The following is a 22,811-nucleotide window of genomic DNA, read 5'->3' as shown; positions in this document are numbered from 1 at the left end:
GATGCTCAACCTTGATTTTTCCTTCGTCAACTGGACCTTCATTCAGGGTTTCATCCTCAAGGGCCTGTGGTTTTCCATCATCCTGACGGCGGTCGCCACGGTGGGTGGCATCTTCTTTGGCACGCTGCTGGCGTTGATGCGCCTTTCCGGCCAAAAGTGGCTGATCCTGCCGGCGGCGTTCTACGTCAACGTGATGCGCTCGGTGCCGTTGGTGATGGTGATTTTGTGGTTCTTCCTGCTGGTGCCGCTGTTGATCGGGCGGCCCGTGGGCGCCGAATATTCGGCCTTTATCACCTTCATCGCGTTCGAGGCGGCCTACTTCAGCGAGATCATGCGCGCCGGCATCCAGTCGATCCCGCGCGGCCAGGTGTTTGCCGGGCAGGCGATGGGCATGAGTTACGCGCAGAACATGAAGCTCGTGATCCTGCCGCAGGCGTTTCGCAACATGATCCCGGTGCTGCTCACGCAGACCATCATCCTGTTTCAGGACACCTCGCTGGTGTACGCCATCGGTGCCTATGACTTGCTCAAGGGGTTTGAAACCGCAGGCAAGAACTACGGACGCCCGATTGAGACCTATCTGATGGCCACCGTGGTCTATTTCATCATCAGCTATTCGCTGTCTTCGGTGGTCAAACGCATCCACAGGAAGATCGCCATCATTCGCTAGGGAATCCGCCATGGCCGAGAACATGATCCAGATGAACAACGTCTCCAAGTGGTATGGGGCGGTGCAGGTGCTCAATGACTGCAATTTGAACGTGGACAAGGGCGACGTGGTCGTCGTCTGCGGGCCCTCGGGCTCGGGCAAGTCCACGCTCATCAAGACCATCAACGCACTGGAGCCGGTTCAAAAGGGCGAGATCATCGTCAACGGCACGCGCGTGACCGATGCCAAGACCAATCTGCCCAAGCTGCGCAGCCAGGTCGGCATGGTGTTTCAGCACTTCGAGCTGTTCCCGCACCTGTCGGTGACCGAGAACCTGACCATTGCGCAGGTCAAGGTGCTGGGGCGCACGCAGGGCGATGCCAAGACGCGCGGGCTGAAGATGCTCGATCGCGTCGGCCTGATGGCGCACAAGGACAAATTCCCCGGCCAGCTCTCGGGCGGTCAGCAGCAGCGCGTGGCGATCGCGCGGGCCCTCTCGATGGACCCGATCGTGATGCTGTTCGACGAACCCACCAGCGCGCTCGACCCCGAGATGGTCGGCGAGGTGCTCGACGTGATGGTTACGCTCGCGAGCGAAGGCATGACGATGATGGTGGTCACGCACGAGATGGGCTTCGCCCGAAAGGTCGCCAGCCGCGTGATCTTCATCGATGTCGGTGGCCACATCCTGGAGGACTGTTCAAAAGAAGAATTCTTCGGCCACCCCGAAAACCGCCAGCCACGCACCAAGGATTTCCTGAGCAAAATTTTGCAGGGTTGAATGCTCTCTAAAAAAGAGCATCTGACGCTTGATGGGTAAGGGTTAGGCCCTGTTTTTGCTTAAAATTTTGCTGACCAACTCGGCAAACCCCGCACCGCGCTCACCCTGCGTCACGTAGCACGGCGGGGGCTGGAGCTGCGGCAGGAAGCGCGCGATGTTGGCCACGCCCACGCTCAGCGGGAAGTGCTCGAACATGCGCTCGTCGTTGGTCGAATCGCCGACGTAGACCCAGCGCTCGATCTCGGCATCCAGTTCACGTCCCAGCAGCTCGCGCACGATCCAGCGTGCGCCTTGCAGCTTGTCGTGATCGCCATACCAGCCGTTGATATGGATGCTGCTGACGGTGGCGTTCATGCCCGCCGCGCGCATGATCGCGACACAGGCGTTGATCGCGTTTTGGGGCAGGTGCGTGAATTCACCGTGATCGATGGCGATGTCGCACTCGCGCCCGTCGGAGTCCTGCGCCCGGTGCGCGCCCGGCACCTGAGCCTCTATCGCCGCCAGAACCTCTTGCATGCGCGCGTACTGACGTGCGCGCGTGGCGGCGTCTTGTTGGTATGTTTTTCGTAGCTGCCGGCGCGCGCCCCGCGGGCGGTTAAGGCCATTTTTGTCCTTATTCTCAGGCAGGAGCGCCACGGCGCCATTCTCGGCCACGATCGCATCCACCGGCCAGGCGGCGGCAAAGGGCGCGCTCCAGCCCACGGGCCGCCCGGTGATCGCGATCAGATGCAGCCCCGCGGCCTTCAGATCGCCCAGCGCGGCCAGGGCGTCGGCGGTGATCGCGCCGTCCGTGGTCAGCGTGTCGTCGATGTCGGTGAAAATGCCGGCAAGTCCGCCAGGCGGGGACCAGTGGGTCACGTCTTGCATGGCTCAGGAGGAACCCAACGCCAACCCCGCATGCTCACGCAGCGGGTGAAAGTGGATCTTCGGAAACCGCTCCTGCGCCAGGCGCACGTCATACGGGCTGGTGCACAGGTAGGCCAGCGCGTCGGCCGCGTCGCGGGCCATGCGCAGGGGGTAGGCGTCCTCGAACTGGCGCAGCTCGGCGGGGGTGTCGGCCGTGATCCAGCGCGCGCCGGTGTACTGGCAGCCCTCCAGGCGCACGTCGCAGTCGTACTCGGTCTTCAGGCGGTGCTGCACTACCTCGAATTGCAGCTGGCCGACGGCGCCCAGCAGCATGTTGCCGCCGGCGTCGGGCTTGAAGACCTGGATCGCACCTTCCTCGCCCAGCTGCATCAGGCCCTGCTGCAGCTGTTTGGTGCGCAGCGGGTTCTTGAGCACCACGGTCATGAACATCTCCGGAGCAAAGAAGGGCAGGCCGGTGAACTGCAGCGCCGGGCCGTCGGTGATGGAGTCGCCCAGCTGCACGCCGCCGTGGATGGTAAAGCCGATGATGTCGCCCGCGTAGGCCTCTTGCACCGCCTCGCGGCGCTGGCTCATGAAGGTGACGACGCTGGTGGGGCGCAGCTCCTTGCCGGTGCGCTGCACGCGCATCTTCATGCCCGGCGTGTACTTGCCCGAGGCGATGCGCACGAAGGCGATGCGGTCGCGGTGGTTGGCGTCCATGTTGGCCTGCACCTTGAAGACCACGCCGGCGAAACCGGGGTCTTCGGGGCGGATGGTGACCTCCTCGCGCTGGTGGTTCACTTCCCGGTAGGCCAGGCGTGGGCCCGGAGGGGGCGACATGTCCACCACGGCATTGAGCACCTCCTGCACGCCGAAGTTGTTCACGCCCGAGCCGAAGAACACCGGGGTGAGCTTGGCGGCCAGAAACTGCTCGTGGTTCCATTCGGCCGACGCGCCCACCGCCAGTTCCATGCTCTCCAGTGCCTCGTCGGCCAGTTCCATGCTCTCCAGTGCCTCGTCGAAGGCGCTGCCGAAGCGCGCGCGCAGCCGCTCGGTTTCGGTGAGGGGGATGACCTCGAAGTCCTGCGGGCGCTTGTCGCTGCCGGCCTGAAACACTGTCATGCTGCGCGTGCGCAGGTCGATGATGCCGCCGAAGGTCTTGCCGTGGCCCACAGGCCAGGTGATGGGGCAGCAGGGCATGCCGAGTTCGCGCTCCACTTCGTCCAGGATGTCGAGCGCGTCGCGCACCTCGCGGTCCATCTTGTTGACGAAGGTGATGATGGGCGTGTCGCGCTGGCGGCAGACCTCGATCAGGCGGCGCGTTTGCGCCTCCACGCCGTTGGCGGCGTCGATCACCATCAGCGCCGAGTCCACGGCCGTGAGCACGCGGTAGGTGTCCTCGGAGAAATCCTTGTGGCCGGGCGTGTCCAGCAGGTTGATGACGTGGTCGCGGTAGCTCATCTGCATCACGCTGGACGCCACCGAGATGCCGCGCTGCTTCTCGATCTCCATCCAGTCGCTGGTGGCGTGGCGGCTGGCCTTGCGGCCCTTGACGGCGCCGGCGATCTGGATCGCGCCCGAGAACAGCAGGAGCTTCTCCGTCAGCGTGGTCTTGCCGGCGTCGGGGTGGGAGATGATGGCAAAGGTGCGGCGGCGCCGGGTTTCTTTGGCGTAAGACACGATCTTGGGTACGAGGCCGCGCGGGTGCGCGCGGCGGCAAAGCGGTGGCGGGCGCGGCGGTGCGCGGTAAGTGGCCGATTTTACGGCGTTCCGTATAATTTCCCCCTTTCCGAGGAGCGTTGCAGCGCCCCCAGCATGGCGGGGCGCGAGGCTCGGAATCTCTTTCCTGCAACGACGCTCACCCACGCTGTGCCGGTGCGGTGATTCGTGTTTCAGGCGCCTGCCTGCGTGGTTCCGTTTCTTTTTGAAGGACCACACCATGAGCGCTGTTCTCTCCACTTCCCCCGAGCATGTGATTGCCGATATCAGCCTGGCCGGCTGGGGCCGGCGCGAGATTGCCATCGCCGAAACCGAAATGCCCGGCCTGATGGCGATCCGCGAGGAATACGCAGCCAGCCAGCCCCTGAAGGGCGCGCGCATCACCGGCAGCCTGCACATGACGATCCAGACCGCCGTGCTGATCGAGACCTTGAAGGCGCTGGGCGCCGAGGTGCGCTGGGCCTCGTGCAACATCTTTTCGACGCAGGACCATGCGGCCGCGGCGATTGCCGAAGGCGGCACGCCGGTGTTCGCGGTCAAGGGCGAGAGCCTGGCCGACTACTGGGATTACACCCACCGCATCTTCGAGTTCGGCACCAAGGGCGCCAAGGGCGAAGGCCCGAACATGATCCTGGACGATGGCGGCGACGCCACGCTCTTGATGCACCTGGGCCAGCGCGCCGAGAAGGACGCCTCGGTACTCGCCCACCCCAAGAGCGAGGAAGAGCGCATTCTGTATGCCGCGATCAAGGCCAAGCTGGCGCAAGACGCCACCTGGTACACGCGCAAGAGCGCGGAGATCATCGGCGTGACGGAAGAGACGACGACCGGCGTGCATCGCCTGAACCACATGTCCGCGACGGGCGAGCTGCTGTTCAGGGCGATCAATGTCAACGATTCGGTCACCAAGAGCAAATTCGACAACCTTTACGGCTGCCGCGAATCGCTGGTGGACGGTATCAAGCGCGCGACCGACGTGATGATCGCCGGCAAGGTGGCGCTGGTGGCCGGCTATGGCGACGTGGGCAAGGGCTGCGCGCAGGCGCTGTCGGCGTTGCGCGCGCAGGTCTGGGTGACCGAGATTGACCCGATCAACGCGCTGCAGGCAGCGATGGAAGGCTACAAGGTCGTCACCATGGAGTACGCCGCCGAAAAGGCCGACATCTTCGTGACGACGACCGGCAACCGCGACGTGATCCGCCACGAGCACATGGCGGCGATGAAGAACGAAGCCATCGTCTGCAACATCGGCCACTTTGACAATGAGATCGACGTCGCTTCGCTCGAAAAATACCAGTGGGAAGAGGTCAAGCCGCAGGTTGATCACATCATCTTCCCCGATGGCCACCGCATCACGCTGCTGGCCAAGGGGCGGCTGGTGAACCTGGGCTGCGCCACCGGCCATCCGAGCTACGTGATGAGCAGCAGTTTTGCCAACCAGACGCTGGCGCAGATCGAGCTGTTCACCAAGCCGGGCGAATATGAGGCGGGCAAGGTCTACGTGTTGCCCAAGCTGCTTGATGAAAAAGTGGCGCGCCTGCAACTGAAAAAACTCAGCGTGCAGTTGACCGAACTCACGGCGGAGCAGGCGGCCTACATCAATGTGCCGGTCGCGGGCCCGTACAAGGCCGACAGCTACCGTTATTGAAGGAGCACTTCATGGGGGTTCCGGTCAGTTTCGAATTCTTTCCACCCAAGACTCCGGAAGGCGTGGCCAAGCTGCGTGGGGTGCGCCAGCAGTTGTATGCGCTGGCGCCCGAGTTCTGCTCGGTGACCTACGGCGCGGGCGGATCCACGCAGGCGGGCACGTTTGCGGCCGTGCAGGAAATCCTTGCCGAGGGAGTGCCTGCAGCCTCGCACTTTTCCTGCATAGGCGCTACGCGGGAGAAGGTGCGTGCGCAGCTTGGCGAATTGCGTGCGATGGGTGTCAGGCGCCTCGTGGCGCTGCGCGGCGATTTGCCCAGCGGCTACGGCATGGGCGGGGAGTTCCAGTACGCCAGCGATCTTGTCGCCTTCATTCGCGAAGAAACCGGCGCGCATTTTCACATCGAGGTCGCGGCCTACCCAGAAATGCACCCGCAGGCGCGCTCACCCGAGGCCGATCTGAAGGCCTTTGCAGCCAAGGTGCACGCCGGCGCGGATTCGGCGATCACGCAGTATTTCTTCAATGCCGACGCCTATTTCCGGTTTGTGAATGAGGCGCGCAAGACCGGCCTCACGGTGCCGGTGGTGCCGGGCATCATGCCCATCCTGGGCTCAACCCAGTTGCTGCGCTTTTCCGATGCCTGTGGCGCCGAGGTGCCGCGCTGGTTGCGCCTGCGCCTGCAAGGCTTGGGTGACGATGTGGCCAGCATACGCGCCTTCGGCCTTGATGTGGTTGGGCGCTTGTGCGAACAGCTTGTGGCCGGCGGAGCACCTGCGTTGCACTTCTACACCATGAACCAGAGCGCAGCCACGCTGGAGTTGTGCCAGCGCTTGGGGGCGGGGCCTGCGTGATGCGCGCGCCGCGCCTGGCCACTGTCTGTGCGCCGGTTTTGCTGCTGGTGGCCTGTGCGCTGCCGGCGCCGGAGCGTACCGATGGGGTGCCGGATGCGCCGCGTAGCGTGCTGCCGCTACCCGAGCCAGTGGCGCAGCCGGCGCCGCCTGTGCGGCAGCCTTTCCCGCCGCCAGCGCCTGAAGCGGCACAGATGCCCGCACCGGTTGCGTCGCCCGAGGCAGAGCCGGCCAAGCCTGAATACCAATTGCTCGACCAGGGGTTGGCCTCGTGGTACGGCCCTGGCCTGCACGGGCGGCGCACGGCCAGCGGCGAGCGCTTCGATCGCATGGGTTTCACCGCGGCGCACCGCACCCTGCCGTTTGGCACCAAAGTGTGCGTGCGCAGCCTGGTCACTGGCAAGACGGTGATGGTGCGCATCAATGATCGCGGGCCGTTTGCCGGCGCGGGCGATCGCGTGGTCGATCTGAGCCAGGCGGCGGCGCAGGAGCTGGGCATGATCGGGCTTGGCATCAAGCCCGTGGAGCTGTGGCAGGTGAACGACGATGGCGAGGATTGCGTGCCTGCGCTGGGCGGTGACCGCCCTCTGCTGGTCACTGGCCATCAGCCTGTGGGGGCGGCGGCAGCGCCCGCTGCCTCGGGCACGGCCCCGTTGGGGCTCAAGGCCACCAGCCTCGGGCTCAAGCGCAAGAGCAAGTAGCGGGTCAGCCGACTTCCAGCGTGTGGCCCGCGTGATCGTCCTGCGCCAGCAGTTGCGCCATCTGCGGCAGCGCCTCCTGCAACTGTGCCTGCAAAAGATACGGCGGGTTGACGAGGAACATGCCGCTGCCGGGCAACCCTGCGCGCTGTTCGCTGCCATCTTCACGCTTGCGCGTGCGCGCCGATTTCACCGTCAGCGTGGCGTGCAGCCAAGGCTTGCCTGCACGCGTGGTCAGGGCCTTCAGACGCCGGGGCAGCTCGTGCGCTTCGGGGCGGGCGATCACCGGGTACCAGATGGCGTAGCAGCCGGTGGCAAAGCGCTTGAGCGCCTCTTGCAGCATCGCGTGCACGCGGACGTAGTCACTCTTCAATTCATAGCTGGGGTCGCACAACAGCAGGGCTCGGCGGGGCTGCGGAGGCAATAACTTCTTGATGCCCTCGAAGCCGTCTTCAGAAAGCACCGCAATCTGCTTGTCCGCCTCCAGCTGCGTCACGTTGCGCACCAGCGTGGGCAAGTCGCTGGGGTGGATTTCAAACAGCCGCAGGCGGTCTTGCGGGCGCAGCAGACGCTGGGTGATGAAGGGCGAGCCCGGGTAGATGCGCAGGCCGCCCTTGCCGTTGAAGGAGCGCACCAGGTCAAGATAGTCTTGCAGCATGGGCGTGAGCGCGCTGGTTCCGGCCAGGCGCTGGATGCCCTCGGCCGCCTCGCCGCTGGTGCGCGCGTAGTCGCCATCAAGCCGGTATAGGCCCGCGCCTGCGTGCGTGTCGATCACGGTGAGCCCGGTGTCTTTTTGCGTGAGGTGGCGCAGGCAGGCGATGAGCACGGTGTGCTTGAGCACGTCGCCGTGGTTGCCGGCGTGAAAGGCGTGGCGGTAACTGAACATGGGCGGCAATGGTAGTCGCTCGCGCGGGCATGTGATTCGTGCCATGCTCGGTCATCGTCATTCTTGAGCGACCCATGCGATCTGCCATCCTTGAACTCGAAGCCTCCAAAATCCGCGAGGTCGCCAATGTCGGCATGGGCCGCGCCGACGTGCTGCCGTTCTGGTTCGGCGAAAGCGACGAGGCGACGCCCGAAGTCATCCGCGCGGCGGCGATCGCGTCGCTGCAAGCGGGCGAGACGTTTTACGCGCACAACATGGGCATCCCCGAGCTGCGCGAGGCGATCGCGGGCTACACCAGCGCGCTGCATCGCTCGGTGGCGGCGGCGCGCATCGCCGTGACCTCGGGCGGGGTGAACGCGCTGATGCTGGCGATGCAGGTACTGATCGATGCGGGTGACGAGGTGGTGGTGGTGACGCCCGTCTGGCCCAACCTCACCGGGCAGCCGCGCATCATGGGCGCAGACGTGCGCTGTGTCGCGCTCAAGCCGCAGGCCGATGGTGCCTGGCAGCTCGATCTGGGCGCGCTGCTGGCCGCGATCACGCCGCGCACCCGGCTGCTGGTGCTCAACTCGCCCAACAACCCCACGGGCTGGACGCTGACGCAGGGCGAGCAGCAGGCCATCCTGGCGCACTGCCGCACCACCGGCACCTGGATCCTGGCCGACGAGGTGTACGAGCGTCTGTACTACCGCGATGACACGGCCAGCGGCGCTGCGCCGTCCTTTCTCGATCTGGCCGAACCCGAAGACAGGCTGGTGGTGGTGCAGAGCTTTTCCAAGGCCTTCCTGATGACGGGCTGGCGCCTGGGCTGGCTGGTGCTGCCGCCCGAGATGGCCAAACAGATGGGCAAGGTGATCGAATTCAACACCTCGTGCGCGCCGGTGTTCGTGCAGCGCGCGGCGCTGGCGGCACTCGCGCAGGTGGCCGAGATCACGCCACGCATCGTCACGCACATGCGCGCTTGCCGCGATGCGCTGGTGCCTGCGTTGCAGGCGTTGCCCGGCGTGCATGCGAGCCGTGCTCCCGGCGGCATGTACGCCTTCGTGCGCGTCGATGGGTTTGCCGATTCGCTGGCCTTGGCCAAGCGTCTGGTGCTCGAAGCCGGGTTGGGGCTGGCGCCGGGCGCGGCGTTCTCGCCCGAGGGCGAAGGCTGGCTGCGCTGGTGCTTTGCCTCGCGCGATCCCGAGCGGCTGACGCTTGGGGTGCGGCGGCTGGCCGATTGGCTGGGCCGCACGACGCGGTAATCAGCGCACCGTGATGCGCGCTTGCAAGGGCAGCGCCATCGGTGCGCTGGCGCTTTCCAGGCGCAGCCAGTCGGCGAGCGCATCCACGTCCAGCCCGCCGCCGACGACATCGCGCCCCTGCGTGAAGACGCTGAAGTTGTCGCCACCCGTGCCCAGATAGCTTTGCACGCCGATGCGGTAGTCGCGCTCGGCCACGATGGGCTGGCCATCGAGCCGCAGATCGCTCGCGCGCTGACCGGCCGGGGCCGCGCGATTCCAGACGTAGCTGAAGCCGCTGGAAACTTGCAGGATGCGCGGGTGGTCGAGGGTGTTGCTGCCGCTGTTCCATTGCTGTTCGAGCAGCGCCTGCAACTGCGCGCCGCTGAGCGTGAGCGTCATCAGGGTATTGCCGAAGGGCTGCACGGCATAGACCTGGCCATAGCTCACCTGGCTCCCCGCGCCGGGAACGAGATCGGCGCGCACGCCGCCCGAATTCATGAAGGCGATCTGTGCGCCGCCCGCCTCGGGCGCCCGCGTGGCCGTGAGCAGGGCGTCGGCGACGATGCGCCCCAGCACGCTCTCGCCATTGGGCAGCAGGGCGCGCGAGGCGCTGGCCGCCAGGCGCCCGGCCGGGGCGCTGGCCAGCGGTGCGGCGGCGGCGTAGCGCTCGATCAGCGCCTGCACCGCCGGGTCGGGCGCGTCGCCGTCCGCGCCCGCATGCACGATGTGCTGACGCGCGGCGTGTGTGATGACCCGGCCGCTGGCGGTGTCCACCGTCAGATCGATTTCGGTCAGCAGCGTGCCGTACAGCCCCGCGCTGGTGAGCAGCAGCGGCCGGGCCGGGTCGATGCGCGTGTAGTCGCACAGATAGGCCTGGTGCGTGTGGCCGGAGATGACGACATCCACGGCGCTGGAGAGGCGCTGCACGATCGGCAGGATGTCGCCCGTGAGGCCTTTGCAGCTCGTGTCTTGCAGCGCCGCGCGGCTCTCGCCGCCCTGGTGGATCAGCGCCACGATCACGTCGGCGCCCTGCGCGCGCAGCGCAGGGATTTGTGCGTTGGCGGCGTCGGCTTCGTCGGTGAAGGCAAGACCCTGCACGCCGCTGGGACGCACCATGCGCGGGGTCTCTTTCAGCGTCAGGCCGATGAAGCCGACGCCGATGCGCGCGCCGCCGTGCTCGAAAAATTTGACGGCTGTCGGTGTGAACAGCGTCGAGCCATCATCGCGCCGCGTATTCGCCGCCAGGTAACGAAAGCGCGCGCCTTCGAAGCGGTGGCCGAGGCGGCACGGCACTTTGCTCGTGTAGCGCTCGCAGCCGCCCTCCTGCATGCGCGTGAGCTCCTGCCAACCCTGGTCGTATTCGTGGTTGCCGGTCGATGCGAAATCGAGCCCGACGAGGTTCAGCGCTTCTATCGTCGGCTCATCCAGAAACTGCGAGGAGACCAGGGGCGAGGCGCCGATCAGATCGCCCGCCGCCACCACGGCGGTGTTCGGATGCTCGGCTTTGAGCCGCGCCACCAGTGTCGCGAGCGTGGCCGCGCCGCCCGCAGGTACGGGCCGGGGCGCCTCGCCCGCCGCTGCGAGGTTGCCGTGAAAGTCGTTCAGCCCCAGTAGCGTGATCTGCATCTGCCCGGGCTGCCTCGCGTCGTGCGAGCTGCCGCAAGCCGCGAGCAGTCCCAGCAGCACACCAGCGCAGGCCAGGCGCCAGGCGCGTGACCGTGTGGGGCGATGTGGTCGCTGGGGCAGTGGCATAAAATTTGAATAAAACAGGGCTCTGGCGTCCGCCCATCAAGCGCGAGCAGCTATGGTTTTCAATGGATGCGCATCCCCGGCTCGGCGCCGGGGAAGGGTTCCAGCACGTAGATGCCGGGGTGCGTTTTCTCATCAGCGTGGCTGGCGGCGAGCACCATGCCCTCAGACACGCCGAACTTCATCTTGCGCGGCGCGAGGTTGGCCACCAGCACAGTGAGCTTGCCCTGAAGCTGCTCGGGCCGGTACATGCTGGAGATGCCAGAGAACACGTTGCGCATCCGGCCTTCGCCCGCGTCCAGCGTGAGCTGCAGCAGCTTGGTCGAGCCTTCCACCGCCTTGCATTCGACGATTTTGGCGATGCGCAGATCGACTTTGGCGAAGTCGTCGATCTTGATCTCGGGGGCGATGGCTTCACCGCCGGGCAAGACCAGCTCGGGCTCGGGCAGGGCGAAAAGCGCATCGAGCTGCTCCACCGTCACGCGCTGCATCAGATGCTGATATGGGCCGATCGCGTGGCCGACGCCAAGCAGCGACGCCAAGCAGCGTTTGCGCATCGGCAAACGCCAGTGGTGCCACTTGCAGAAAGGTCTCGACCTGCGCGGCGACGGACGGCAGCATGGGTTTGAGGTAAATCGTCAGCAGCCGGAAGGCCTCGATGCAGGTGCTGCACACCTCGTGCAGGCGCGCGTCCTGGCCCTCCTGCTTGGCCAGCTCCCAGGGCTTGTTGGCGTCCACGTAGCTGTTCACCTTGTCGCACAGCAGCATGATCTCGCGCGCGGCGTGGGCGGTGTTGCGCTCTTCATAGGCGGCCACGATGGCGCCCGCCTGCGCGCGCAGCGCCGTCAGCAGCGCTTGGCCGTCATCGCCCGCGCGGCCCAGCTTGCCGCCAAAGCGCTTGGTGATGAAGCCTGCGGCGCGCGACGCGATGTTCACGTACTTGCCGATCAGATCGGCGTTGACGCGCGCCATGAAATCGTCGGGGTTGAAGTCGATGTCTTCATTGCGGCCGTTGAGCTTGGCGCCCAGGTAGTAGCGCAGCCACTCCGGATGCATGCCCAGAGCCAGGTACTTGAGCGGGTCCAGCCCCGTGCCCCGGCTCTTGCTCATCTTCTCGCCGTTGTTCACGGTCATGAAGCCGTGCACGCAGATCCTGGTGGGGGTCTTTCTGCCGCTGAATTTCAGCGTCGCGGGCCAGAACAGCGTGTGGAAGGTGATGATGTCCTTGCCGATGAAGTGGTACTGTTCAAGCTGTGGGTCGGCCATGTAGGCCTCGTAATCCTCGCCGCGTCGGTCCAGCAGGTTCTTGAGCGACGCAAGGTAGCCGATGGGCGCGTCCAGCCAGACATAGAAATACTTGCCCGGCGCATCGGGGATTTCGATGCCGAAGTAGGGCGCGTCGCGCGAGATGTCCCAGTCATCCAGACCGCTGCTGGTCGGGGTTGGTGCGCGTGCCAAACCACTCGCGGATCTTGGCCGCGACTTCCGGTTGCACGTGCTCGCCGTTTTGCGTCCATTCCTTCAGGAATTCGACGCAGCGAGGATCCGACAGCTTGAAGAAAAAGTGCTCGGATGTTTTCAGCTCGGGTCGGGCACCCGAGAGCGCCGAGTACGGGGCGATCAGCTCCGTGGGTGCATAGACCGCGCCGCAGACCTCGCAGTTGTCGCCGTACTGATCCTTGGCGTGGCAGCGCGGGCATTCGCCCTTGATGAAGCGGTCGGGCAGGAACATGCCCTTTTCAGGGTCGTAGAACTGCTCGATGGTGCGGGTTTCGATCAGGCCGGCCTGTTTCAGATCGAGGTAGATCTGCTGCGCCAGTTCGTGGTTTTCCGGCGCGTCGGTGCTGTGCCAGTTGTCAAACGCGATGTGAAAGCCGTCCAGGTATTCCTTGCGCCCGGCGGCAATCTCGGCGACGAACTGCTGCGGCGTCTTGCCGGCCTTTTCGGCGGCGATCATGATGGGTGCGCCATGCGCGTCATCGGCGCCGACGAAGTTGACCTGCGCACCCTGCATGCGCTGCGCCCGCACCCAGGTGTCGGCCTGGATGTACTCCATGATGTGGCCGATGTGGAATTTGCCGTTGGCGTAGGGCAGGGCGGTGGTGACGAAGATCTTGCGCGCGGACATGGGTTTTGAGCAGACAGGGCGAAACCGGTCATTGTAGGAAACGCCCGCCATGCCCTGCCTGGGCGGTCGGTTCAGCGCTCGCCCGGCGCGGGCTTGTCGCGGTACATCGCCTCGTCGGCGTGCTTGAGCAAGTCGCTCGGGTTCATGCCATCGCGCGGGAACAGCGCGTGTCCGATGGCCGCGCCCACACTCACGCTTTCCCCGGCCGGAATGTCCCTGAGCGTGCGCAGCGGCGCTTGAATCGCGGTGCGCAATTGCTCGCCTGCGGCGCGGGCCTGTTCGTCGCTGGCCATGGCGCGGGCGACGATCACGAATTCGTCACCGCCCAGGCGCGCGATGAAATCATCGCCGCGCAAACGATCGCGCATGCGCTGCGCCACCTCGATCAGCGCCAGGTCGCCGTTCTCGTGCCCCCAGCGGTCGTTCAGCGGCTTGAAGCGGTTCAGGTCGATGAAAAGCAGGGCGAACGGGATCAATGGCTCGTCCGTCGGGCTTTCGCGTATCAGCGTAGCCAGCAGGTGGTTGAGCGCACTGCGGTTGCCAACGCCGGTGAGCGGATCGGTGAACAGGTTGTGGCGCATGTGCTGGAAGTTGTGCGCCAGCTCGGCAATTTCGTCGTTGCGTTGCACCTGAATCGGTACGTCGATGTCGCCATCGCCGACGCGGCGCACCGCATGCGTGAGCGTGCGCATGTCCTTGGCAACGCCGCCGAAGATGCGCAGCCCGATGATGAGTGCGATGCCCAACGCCAGCAGGCCGATGGCGCCCAGCAGGAAGATGTCGCGCCGCACACCCGCCAGCATTTCCTTGTGCGGCAGCGCGACGATGGCCAGCCAGTTCAACCCTGCGTCGTCGCGGATGCGCTGCCAGGCCACCTGCACCTTGCCGTCCGCAGTGTCGATCACGAGTGAGCGGTGCGGCTCGTCGCTGGCTGTCTTGAAGGCCGATTGCAGGGCGGCGAAGCTGGCCTTGAGCAGCGCGTTGCCGCTGCGCTCGGCGTAGATGCGCTCGGGCTTGCCGTCGGCGCCAGTGGCGATGTTGGCGTTGCCGGAAATGGCAATCAGCGCGCCATCGGGCTCCAGCAGCATCGCCTGGCCACCCTTGGCCATCGGCAGCTCGGAGATGAAGCGTTGCAGCGCGTTCAGGAACAGGTCGGTCGCCACCGCACCTTGGAATTCGCCCGTCGGCGAGAGCACGCGGTGCACGCGCGTCATCACCAGGTCGCGCGCGTTGAAGTCGATGTAGACCGGCGTCCAGAGGTCGCCCGAGGCCTTTTGTGCGGCCTGAAACCAGGGCCGGGTGCGCGGGTCGAACACCGTGCTTTCGGTGGACAACGCCACCGGCTTGGCGGTGATGCCGTCCAGCTGGTAGTAGACACGGTGATCCTGCGCGTTGAGCTTGAGGCGCAGTTGCGCCTGCGCAGGCTTCTGGCGCAGCAGCCCGATGTTTTGCCCCGCCAGGTTGCCGTAGTGCACATAGTCGCCCATGTGACCGCTGAGTGAGGTTGCGGCCCACAGGCGCATGCGCAGTGGCGCCAGATCCTGACGGATGTCGGCGCCCGCCGTGAGGCCATCGGGGTAGACCGCCTGCAGCATGGCGCCGGAATTTTGCAGGTGTGTTTGCACCGCTTGGCCGATGCGTTCGGCCATCTCCTGCATCAACTGCTGTGACAGCGCCGAGACGGTACGGGTGCCGGTCCAGTACCACATCATCCCCAGCCCGCCGGTGAGCATCGCGATCAGTGCGATGAAGGGCAGGATCAGCGACAGGCGCAGCGTCGAGTAGCGGTGCGCGGGGGCGGAGCGGGTTTTCTGGAGGGCTGGGATCTCACTCATCGGGCGGTGGCATTCCAAGGTGGTCGGGTTGGATTTGACTTGGCGCGCCACTTCGATCTGGCGACAGGCGCCAGCCAAAAAAGGCCAGGACCTCGTCGCGCCGCGCGGCCACGTCGGCCCGCCCCAGCGCCATCAGCTCCTGCGTGTAGTGCTCCTCGAACAGCAGATAGCTGGCCAGTGCGGCGCTGCGGACCTCCTGCTTTTTTGACGATACGCCTATGGTTCCCAGCAGGGTGCGCAATGCCACTGGCAGCCGATCGACATGGCGGGTAGCGATGGCGTCCAGGCGCTGAGAGGGCGCGATCACCAAGAGCTCCAAGGGCTTCAGCGCGCTGTTGGTACGCGCCTGCGCAGGGATCAGCGACAGCGTCTTGTTGATGCGTTGCATGCGCTCCACATCCACCCAGAGGGCGTCGAGAAAGATGTTGGAGAGCGCGTGGCCGGCAATCTGCGCCAGCGACGGGTAGCCGCTCGAGGGCGCGGCCGTTGGATCGCTGCCGGATTCGCGCATGCGCCCTGCGCCTATCACCAGGATGCGCTCCGCGCCCAGATGGATTGCCGGTGCGATCGGGGCGGATTGGCGCATCGAACCGTCGCCGAAATATTCGGTGGCGCCGTCGATGTCTATGCCCTGGGCGGGAAAAATGAACGGAATGGCGGACGATGCCAGCAGGTGCTCATGGCGTATTTCGTCGCGTATTGAGCGCCGCTGGGTGCGCACCCAGGGCACGAGCCGGTCGCCGGCTTCAAAAAAGGTGATGTGTTCGCCCGAGCTGTAGCTGGACGCGGTGATGGCGAGCGCGTGCAGATGGCCCTGGCGCATCAGCAGCGGCAGGCGGATGAGGGGCACGAGCTGCTGCAGCAATTGCAGCAACGGGCCGTTGTCCAGCAGCGAGCGCGGCCGCAAACGATGCCAGCGCGCGACCACCCAGCCCAGCGACAACAGCGACAGCCAGCTGGCGCCGCTGCGCAGCATGCTGATGGAGTCCGAGCGGTAGACGTTGTGCGGGTGAAAGTGGCTCCAGACGCGCGCCAGGCGCCGCACCGAACGATCGAACTGGTCCGCTCCGCAGGCCAGCGCGGCTGCGTTGATCGCCCCGGCCGAGGTGCCGGTCATCACGGGAAACGGGTTGGCGTGGTTGTTCGGCTCGCATTGGCGGCGCAAATCCGAGATCGCCTGCAGCACCCCGACCTGGTAGGCGGCCCGGGCACCGCCGCCGGTCAGCACCAGACCTGTCAGTGGCGGCGCGACGCCGGGATCGGGAAGTGGCTGGGCTGGCATGGAGGGTGGCGCGGACGCCGTGCTGTCACGGTGCGACGGTTATAGAAGATTTTGGACTTGCCGAACCCCGGGGTTACCCCGAGTAAAATTGCAGCTTCTCGCGGTCCGAGCCATACCATGCGCGGTCCGCTGCCTTACAAGTCCTTCCCACGAGGAGCCTGCATGCTGTTTGGAAAATTATTGCCCCGCGAGGGCAATTTTTTCGAGTTGTTCAACCAGCATGCCGATCGCATCGTGGAGGCCGTGGAAGCGTTTTCCTCACTGGTTACGGACTATGCTGTCCCGCACCAGCGCGAGCGCCACCAGCAGGAGGTTGACGATGCCGAGCGCGCTGCCGATCGCGTGACGCACGAGGTGAACCGGGCCTTGCACCGCACCTTCATCACGCCCATCGATCGCGAGCAGATCCATTCACTCATCAACACCATGGATGACGTGGCCGACCTGCTGCAGGACACGGCCGAAGCCATGGCGCTCTATGACTTGCAGCATGTGACCGAAGAAATCCGGCACCTAACGCAGCTGTGCGTCACCTGCTGCGGCCTGGTGCGTGATGCGGTGCGCATGCTGGGGCGCATCGCGGAGCCGGCAGTAACGGAGCGTGCGCTCAAGGTCTGCGAGGAAATTGATCGTGTCGAAGGCGAGGCCGACCGCGTGCTGCGCAGCGCCATGAGCAAGCTGTTTCGCGAAGCGGTGGATGCGCGCGAGATCATCAAGCTCAAGGAAATCTACGAGTTGCTGGAGACGGTGACGGACAAATGCGAGGATGTGGCCAACCACATCGAGGGCGTGATCCTCGAAAACTCCTGAAGCATCGCTTCGTCATCACTTTCCCTGCACCATGGAAACCGTTCAGGCCGCCCTCTGGGTCGTGATTCTGCTGGTTGGTCTGGCTGTCGCGTTCGATTTCATGAACGGCTTTCACGACGCGGCCAACTCGATTGCCACCGTTGTCTCCACCGGCGTGCTCAAGCCGTCGCAGGCCGTGGTTTTTGCGGCGTTCTTCAACGTCGTTGCGATCTTCGTGTTTCACCTGAGTGTCGCAGCCACCATCGGCAAGGGAATTGTCGATATTCACGTGGTTGACACACACATCGTGTTTGGCGCGTTGGTGGGCGCGATCGTCTGGAACATCATCACCTGGTATTACGGCATCCCCAGCAGCTCCTCGCACGCGCTGATCGGCGGCATCGTCGGGGCGGTGATTGCCAAGACGGGCGCAAGCGCGCTGGTGGCCAGCGGCATCTTCAAGATCGTCGCGTTCATCTTCATCTCGCCGCTGCTGGGCTTCATCCTCGGGTCAATGATGATGGTGCTCATGGCCTGGGTTCTGCGGCGCGCGCGTCCGCAGCGCATCGACCGCTGGTTTCGGCGCTTGCAGCTGATCTCGGCCGGCGCCTACAGCCTGGGGCATGGCGGCAACGACGCGCAGAAAACCATAGGCATCATCTGGCTGCTGCTGATCGCGACCGGGTACGCCTCCGCCGGCGATGCCGAGCCGCCCATCTGGGTCATTGTGACCTGCTACAGCGCGATGGGCCTGGGCACCATGTTTGGCGGCTGGCGCATCGTCAAGACCATGGGGCAGAAGATCACCAAGCTCAAGCCTGTGGGCGGGTTTTGCGCGGAGACGGGCGGGGCGCTGTCGCTGTTCCTTGCCACCTGGCTTGGCATTCCGGTATCGACCACGCACACCATCACCGGCGCCATCGTCGGCGTTGGCTCCACCCAGCGCGCCAGCGCCGTGCGCTGGGGGGTGGCGGGCAATATCGTCTGGGCCTGGATACTCACCATTCCGGCGAGTGCATTCATCGCCGGCATTGCCTACTGGGTGAGTCTGCAGATGTATTGAGATATCAATACGATAGCTGTTCACGCTTTGCTGGAAAGTGAAAACCGGGTTTATTGTGATATTTTTCGAGCCTCTTCGAGCTGGTATTCCCAGAAATGCTCGAAGCCAAAGGCAATCGTCGCCATCAATACCCCCGCCCCCACCAGCAGCGCGGTGGCAACGCCCATTACCGTGAGCCAATAGGTGCGTCCTGCCGGATGCTCCGGCGCTGCGCCCGGGTTGAAGCGTGCGTTCCATTGCTCCTGCGGCATCAGGCCGTACACGATGGCCGTCAGCGCGCAGACGGCGATGATCAGGCCCAGCAGCGGGATCAGCACCCAGCTGAGCTGGTCATCCACGCCGAGCTGCTGGATGCGCTCGATGCCGACGATTCCGAGGGCGGTAGGGATGGGGAACATCCAGCCGAGCCAGTCGCCCAGGCCGCGCAGATAAAAGCGATGCAGGCCGAGCGGACCGCCAAGGAAGGCAAGCCAGGTGGTGAGGGTCTTGTTTTTCATGGGTGCGATTATTCCCCCGAAATGATTTCGCTATAATGCCGGGCTTTGCAGCGTGTCGCTGACCGGGTGGTCAGTCGCGTGTCTCAAGCGCAGCAAGAACTGCCGCAACGTCAGCGGCAACCACCCAAAGGATTCAACCATGGTCGTGATTCGACTCTCCCGCGGCGGCGCCAAGGGCCGTCCGTTCTTCAACATCGTCGTGGCCGACAAGCGCGTGCGCCGTGACGGCAGCTTCATCGAGCGCGTGGGCTTTTACAACCCCTCCGCCAAGGGCGGCGAGGAAAGCCTGCGTCTGGTGCAAGACCGCATTACCTACTGGAAGAGCGTGGGTGCGCAAGCGTCCCCCACCGTGGATCGCCTGATCCGCCAGGCCGGCAAGCAGGCCGCCTGATCGTTCCTGGCGCCAGCCAGCACGGGCTTCGTCGGTTGCACTGACGGGCCCGTTTTGCTTTTCAACGCGCATGATGGATTTCCCTGAACTGCCCTTTGCCGAACTGCCGGACGACGCGATCGAGGTCGGTCGCGTGGGCGAGGCATGGGGTGTCAAGGGCTGGTTCAAGGTGGTGCCCTTCAGCAGCGCACCCGACGCTTTGCTGGCGGCGCCGCAGTGGTTTTTGCTGCCGGCAGAGCGCGGGGCGAAGAGCCCGTTCGAGCGTTGCGTGAGCCTTGAGGTGCAGCAGGCACGTCCGCACGGCGATGCGGTGGTGGCGCAGGCGCAGTGCGTGCAGGACCGGGCACAGGCTGATCGGCTGCGCGGCGCGCGCATTTTCATTGCCCGCTCGGCCTTCCCGCGGACGCAGGATGACGAGTACTACTGGGTGGACCTGATCGGCCTTGCGGTGATCAACCGTGAAGGGGTGACCTTGGGCAGCGTCCGGGATTTGCTCGCTTCGGGGCCGCAGACCACGCTGGTGTTGGCGGGCGAGCACGGTGGCAAGCCCTGCGAGCGCCTGATCCCCTTTGTTTCAGCCTTCATCGACCAGGTGGATCTCGCGGGTCGGCGCATCACGGTCGATTGGCAGCCCGATTATTGAAGGCCCCGGCGTGCGCTTTGACCTCATCACGCTGTTCCCCGAGCTGTTCGCGCCTTTTCTTGCCAGTGGTGTCACGCGCCGCGCCTATGCCTCGGGGCAGGTGGCGGTGCGGCTGTGGAATCCGCGCGATCATGCCGAGGGCAACTACCGCCGTGTCGACGATCGACCGTTTGGCGGCGGCCCGGGTATGGTGATGATGGCGCAGCCGCTGGCACGTTGCCTGGCGGCCGTTCGCGCCGATCGCAATGAAGCGCCTGAGATGCAGGCGCCCCTGGTGCTGTTTTCTCCCGTGGGGCAGAGGCTCAGTCAGTCGGGTGTGCAGGACTGGGCGGGCGGCAGTGGTGCGATTTTGCTGTGTGGCCGCTACGAAGGCATCGATCAGCGTTTCATCGATGCCCATGTCCGGCAACAGATCAGCTTGGGCGATTTCGTCCTCTCTGGTGGCGAGGTCGCGGCCATGGCGCTGCTCGACGCCGTGGCCCGCCTGCAGCCGGGTGTGCTGCACGATGAGGACAGCGCCAGGCAGGACAGTTTCAGCCCGCAGCTCGATGGTTTGCTCGATTGCCCGCACTACACCCGGCCTGAAACGTGGCAGGGGCACGACGTCCCGGCGGTGCTGCTCTCTGGCAACCACGCGCAGATCGCGCAGTGGCGCCGCGGTCAGCAGCTGCGCCTGACGCGCCAGCTGCGCCCCGACCTGCTGGACGCGGCGCGCGCCGAGGGGCGGCTGACAGAGGATGACGAAACCCGGCTGCGCTTGCTATAATCAACAGCTTTTCGATCCTCTACCCGGCCGCCGTGGCAATGGCCATGGCCTACCAAAGGCGCCAATCGGGGCGCCGCTGCCAATTTTGGCGCGGGCATGATCGATGGATGACACCATGAACCTGATCCAGACCCTCGAGCAAGAGGAAATTGCCCGCCTGAACCGCCAGATCCCGGATTTTGCCCCGGGGGATACGCTGATCGTCAGCGTCAACGTGGTCGAAGGCACGCGCAAGCGCATGCAGGCCTACGAAGGCGTGGTGATTGCCAAGCGCAATCGCGGCCTGAACAGCAGCTTCATCGTGCGCAAGATCTCCAATGGCGAAGGGGTGGAGCGCACCTTCCAGACCTACAGCCCGTTGATCGCCAAGATTGAAGTCAAGCGCCGTGGCGATGTGCGCCGCGCCAAACTGTACTACCTGCGCGGCCTGAGCGGCAAGCGGGCGCGCATCAAGGAAAAGCTGCCTTCGCGCGTCAAGGTCAGCGACGCTACTCAAGCCTGATGGGCTTGGCTGCCACGATCATGCTGGCAGCGCACCCGAAGCCGCTACAGCGCGCAGGCCTGTAGCGGTTTTTGTTTTTTGAGGTTCCGTGCAAAAGTCCGCCGCTCCTTTCACGCTTCCGCGTTTTGATCCGCGCGCGTTGCCGTTCGTGGGGGAACCGGATGGGCTGCCACCGGTCGCTGACGCGGCGCAGACCGTCGCCGCGCTGCGCCAGCGCTTTGCCGCCCCGCCGCACTGGGTGCCGGAAATTCAGCGCGAGCCCAAGTTCCTGGACCGTGCGCCTGCCCATGCAGCGGTGCTGGTGCCCATCGTGCTGCACGCGCGCCCCACGGTGTTGCTTACGGAGCGCACCCAGCATCTGTCCACGCACTCGGGGCAGGTGGCTTTCCCGGGCGGGCGCAGTGACCCGCAGGACAGGGATGCCGCGGCAACCGCGCTGCGCGAGGCGCACGAAGAAGTGGGGCTGGACAGCGACGGGGTCGAGGTGCTGGGCAGCTTGCCGGCCTATGTGACGGGCTCGTCCTTCATCGTGACACCGGTCGTGGCGCTGGTAAGGCCCGGGGCGCGCCTGCACGCCAATCCGGACGAGGTGGCGGATATCTTCGAGGTACCGCTGCAATTTCTGCTCGACCCCGCGCACCATCGGCGTCAGGCATTTGAATGGCAGGGGCAGCGCCGTGAGTGGTATGCGATGCCCTACCAGGATGGCGGCAGGACTCGCTTCATCTGGGGCGCCACTGCGGGCATGCTGCGCAACTTCTACCGTTTCATGAGCGCCTGACGAGCGCGTTCGGCGGGCGCGGCTCGCTATCATTGCCTGCATGAGTTTTTTTGCCATCTTGCTGGCGCTGCTGATCGAGCAGGCGCGCCCCTTGGCGCGCAGCAATCCCATTCACGAGGGCTTGCGTGCATGGGCGCTGTCGGCGCGGCGCAATTTCGACGCCGGCAGTCTGTCGCACGGCTGGATTACCTGGACGCTGGCGGTGGCGGTGCCGCCACTGATGGCGCTGGTGGTGTATTGGGCGCTGCTGCATTGGGTGGGCTGGCCTCTGGCGCTGGTCTGGAATGTCGCCGTGCTTTACGTCACGCTGGGTTTTCGCCAATTCAGCCACCATTTCACCGCGATCCGTGATGCCCTTGAAGAAGGCGATGTGCAGCGAGCGCGCCAAGCGCTCGCGCACTGGAAGCAGGTGGAAGTGGATCAACTGCCGCGCAGCGAGATCGTGCGCCACGTCATCGAGTACTCGGTGATCGCCGCGCATCGCCATGTGTTTGGCGTGTTGGCGTGGTTTGCCGGGTTTGCGGCGCTGGGGCTGGGTCCCAGCGGGGCGGTGCTGTATCGCATGGCGGAGTTCGCGGCACGCCATTGGGGCGCGGGCGTGCCATTGCCGGAACATCCGCCCAGCCAGTCGCTGGTGCAGGCGGCAGAGCGGGCATGGACGGTGATCGACTGGCTGCCTGCGCGCCTGACCGCGCTGTGCTTCGCCGTTGTCGGCAGTTTCGAGGACGCGATCGAAGGCTGGCGCTTTCACGCGCAGCGCTTTCCGGGGGACAACGATGGCGTGGTGCTGGCCGCAACGGCTGGTGCCATAGGCGTGCGCCTGGGCGGCGTCGCATTGCGTGGGCGGGGTGCGGCGGACGCCGGCTTTGAGGCCGGCGGCGCGCTCGGCGACAGCGATGCCACGCCCGGGCAGGAGCCGCAGGCGGCACATCTGCGCAGCGTGGTCGGCCTGGTGTGGCGATCGGTCGTGGTCTGGATGCTGCTGCTGGCCTTGCTGACGCTGGCGCGCCTGCTGGGCTGAAAACAAGTAAAAATCGCCACCAGCGCTTTTGCAGCATGCGCTGATAGCTATCAAATCAGGATAATCTGC

At 65.3% G+C, this 22,811-nt stretch carries 21 protein-coding genes, 1 pseudogene and 1 riboswitch; of the genes and pseudogenes, 14 read left to right on the top strand and 8 right to left on the bottom strand.

Features of this window, described 5'->3' with window-relative positions:
* The first annotated feature begins 1 nt into the window (after position 1).
* Positions 2 to 670 carry an amino acid ABC transporter permease gene (locus tag ABS45_RS06495; protein WP_291554246.1) on the top strand — a complete coding sequence of 223 codons (669 nt, stop codon included), beginning with the start codon at positions 2 to 4 and terminating at the stop codon, positions 668 to 670.
* 22 nt (positions 671 to 692) lie between these two features.
* Positions 693 to 1,430, top strand: a complete 738-nt coding sequence (locus ABS45_RS06490; protein ID WP_291554326.1) for an amino acid ABC transporter ATP-binding protein — start codon at positions 693 to 695, stop codon at positions 1,428 to 1,430.
* 42 nt (positions 1,431 to 1,472) lie between these two features.
* Here ABS45_RS06490 and ABS45_RS06485 read toward each other — a convergent pair whose 3' ends face one another.
* On the bottom strand, positions 1,473 to 2,297 hold the full coding sequence (locus tag ABS45_RS06485; protein WP_291554244.1) for an HAD-IIB family hydrolase: 825 nt from the start codon (positions 2,295 to 2,297) through the stop codon (positions 1,473 to 1,475).
* Positions 2,298 to 2,300: 3 nt separating this feature from the next.
* Entirely contained in the window at positions 2,301 to 3,956 is a 1,656-nt protein-coding gene (locus ABS45_RS06480; RefSeq protein WP_291554243.1) for a peptide chain release factor 3, read from the bottom strand.
* A 105-nt stretch (positions 3,957 to 4,061) separates the two neighbouring features.
* Positions 4,062 to 4,143, top strand: a riboswitch (S-adenosyl-L-homocysteine riboswitch).
* Positions 4,144 to 4,215: 72 nt separating this feature from the next.
* On the opposite strand from ABS45_RS06480, the gene ahcY reads away from it, so the two are divergent.
* Genes ahcY through ABS45_RS06465 form a run of 3 tightly spaced genes read left to right on the top strand, consistent with a single transcriptional unit; the run spans position 4,216 to position 7,189 of the window.
* Complete coding sequence (ahcY, locus tag ABS45_RS06475; RefSeq protein WP_291554242.1) at positions 4,216 to 5,643, top strand: adenosylhomocysteinase; 1,428 nt, start codon at positions 4,216 to 4,218, stop codon at positions 5,641 to 5,643.
* Positions 5,644 to 5,654: 11 nt separating this feature from the next.
* Positions 5,655 to 6,491: a methylenetetrahydrofolate reductase [NAD(P)H] gene (metF, locus tag ABS45_RS06470; RefSeq protein ID WP_291554241.1), complete on the top strand. Its 837-nt coding sequence runs from the start codon at positions 5,655 to 5,657 to the stop codon at positions 6,489 to 6,491.
* Positions 6,491 to 7,189, top strand: coding sequence for a septal ring lytic transglycosylase RlpA family protein (locus tag ABS45_RS06465; protein WP_291554240.1), 699 nt, complete (start codon positions 6,491 to 6,493; stop codon positions 7,187 to 7,189). The genes metF and ABS45_RS06465 overlap by 1 nt, the downstream gene beginning before the upstream one ends.
* 4 nt (positions 7,190 to 7,193) lie before the next feature.
* Here ABS45_RS06465 and rlmJ read toward each other — a convergent pair whose 3' ends face one another.
* Positions 7,194 to 8,072: a 23S rRNA (adenine(2030)-N(6))-methyltransferase RlmJ gene (gene rlmJ / locus ABS45_RS06460; protein ID WP_291554239.1), complete on the bottom strand. Its 879-nt coding sequence runs from the start codon at positions 8,070 to 8,072 to the stop codon at positions 7,194 to 7,196.
* Positions 8,073 to 8,146: 74 nt separating this feature from the next.
* Between rlmJ and ABS45_RS06455 the strand changes: the two genes are divergently transcribed.
* On the top strand, positions 8,147 to 9,316 hold the full coding sequence (locus tag ABS45_RS06455) for a pyridoxal phosphate-dependent aminotransferase (protein WP_291554238.1): 1,170 nt from the start codon (positions 8,147 to 8,149) through the stop codon (positions 9,314 to 9,316).
* On the opposite strand, the gene ABS45_RS06450 is transcribed toward ABS45_RS06455, so the two are convergent.
* The 4 genes and pseudogenes from ABS45_RS06450 to ABS45_RS06435 form a co-directional block, all read right to left on the bottom strand.
* Positions 9,317 to 11,047 (bottom strand): bifunctional metallophosphatase/5'-nucleotidase, encoded by a 1,731-nt coding sequence (locus ABS45_RS06450; protein ID WP_291554237.1) that lies wholly within the window; start codon positions 11,045 to 11,047, stop codon positions 9,317 to 9,319.
* Positions 11,048 to 11,106: 59 nt separating this feature from the next.
* A pseudogene (gene metG, locus ABS45_RS06445) lies at positions 11,107 to 13,172 on the bottom strand (methionine--tRNA ligase).
* Between the two features lie 71 nt (positions 13,173 to 13,243).
* A complete protein-coding gene (locus ABS45_RS06440) occupies positions 13,244 to 15,007 on the bottom strand; it encodes a diguanylate cyclase (protein WP_291554236.1) in 1,764 nt (587 codons plus the stop codon).
* Entirely contained in the window at positions 15,000 to 16,289 is a 1,290-nt protein-coding gene (locus ABS45_RS06435) for a patatin-like phospholipase family protein (RefSeq protein ID WP_291554235.1), read from the bottom strand. The genes ABS45_RS06440 and ABS45_RS06435 overlap by 8 nt, the downstream gene beginning before the upstream one ends.
* 162 nt (positions 16,290 to 16,451) lie before the next feature.
* Here ABS45_RS06435 and ABS45_RS06430 point away from each other — a divergent pair, with 162 nt between their 5' ends.
* Both ABS45_RS06430 and ABS45_RS06425 read left to right on the top strand, forming a co-directional pair.
* Positions 16,452 to 17,099, top strand: coding sequence for a DUF47 domain-containing protein (locus ABS45_RS06430; RefSeq protein ID WP_291554234.1), 648 nt, complete (start codon positions 16,452 to 16,454; stop codon positions 17,097 to 17,099).
* A gap of 31 nt (positions 17,100 to 17,130) precedes the next feature.
* A complete protein-coding gene (locus ABS45_RS06425) occupies positions 17,131 to 18,141 on the top strand; it encodes an inorganic phosphate transporter (protein WP_291554233.1) in 1,011 nt (336 codons plus the stop codon).
* A 50-nt stretch (positions 18,142 to 18,191) separates the two neighbouring features.
* Here ABS45_RS06425 and ABS45_RS06420 read toward each other — a convergent pair whose 3' ends face one another.
* On the bottom strand, positions 18,192 to 18,638 hold the full coding sequence (locus tag ABS45_RS06420; protein ID WP_291554232.1) for a hypothetical protein: 447 nt from the start codon (positions 18,636 to 18,638) through the stop codon (positions 18,192 to 18,194).
* Between the two features lie 139 nt (positions 18,639 to 18,777).
* Between ABS45_RS06420 and rpsP the strand changes: the two genes are divergently transcribed.
* The 6 genes from rpsP to ABS45_RS06390 all read left to right on the top strand — a co-directional run bounded on the left by rpsP (position 18,778) and on the right by ABS45_RS06390 (position 22,742).
* Positions 18,778 to 19,029: a 30S ribosomal protein S16 gene (gene rpsP, locus ABS45_RS06415; protein ID WP_291554231.1), complete on the top strand. Its 252-nt coding sequence runs from the start codon at positions 18,778 to 18,780 to the stop codon at positions 19,027 to 19,029.
* 73 nt (positions 19,030 to 19,102) lie between these two features.
* Entirely contained in the window at positions 19,103 to 19,672 is a 570-nt protein-coding gene (rimM, locus tag ABS45_RS06410; protein WP_291554324.1) for a ribosome maturation factor RimM, read from the top strand.
* Between the two features lie 10 nt (positions 19,673 to 19,682).
* Positions 19,683 to 20,438 (top strand): tRNA (guanosine(37)-N1)-methyltransferase TrmD, encoded by a 756-nt coding sequence (trmD, locus tag ABS45_RS06405; RefSeq protein ID WP_291554230.1) that lies wholly within the window; start codon positions 19,683 to 19,685, stop codon positions 20,436 to 20,438.
* Between the two features lie 115 nt (positions 20,439 to 20,553).
* Positions 20,554 to 20,940 carry a 50S ribosomal protein L19 gene (rplS, locus tag ABS45_RS06400; protein ID WP_291554229.1) on the top strand — a complete coding sequence of 129 codons (387 nt, stop codon included), beginning with the start codon at positions 20,554 to 20,556 and terminating at the stop codon, positions 20,938 to 20,940.
* Between the two features lie 88 nt (positions 20,941 to 21,028).
* The gene (locus ABS45_RS06395; protein WP_291554228.1) at positions 21,029 to 21,721 is read left to right on the top strand and encodes a CoA pyrophosphatase; all 693 of its coding nucleotides are present in this window, start codon (positions 21,029 to 21,031) and stop codon (positions 21,719 to 21,721) included.
* 40 nt (positions 21,722 to 21,761) lie between these two features.
* The gene (locus ABS45_RS06390; RefSeq protein WP_291554227.1) at positions 21,762 to 22,742 is read left to right on the top strand and encodes a CobD/CbiB family protein; all 981 of its coding nucleotides are present in this window, start codon (positions 21,762 to 21,764) and stop codon (positions 22,740 to 22,742) included.
* Positions 22,743 to 22,811 lie beyond the last annotated feature (69 nt).

The sequence above is a fragment of the Comamonas sp. SCN 65-56 genome (assembly GCF_001724135.1).
Lineage (GTDB): Bacteria > Pseudomonadota > Gammaproteobacteria > Burkholderiales > Burkholderiaceae_C > Comamonas_C.
This window is presented reverse-complemented; position numbering and strand designations above follow the sequence as displayed.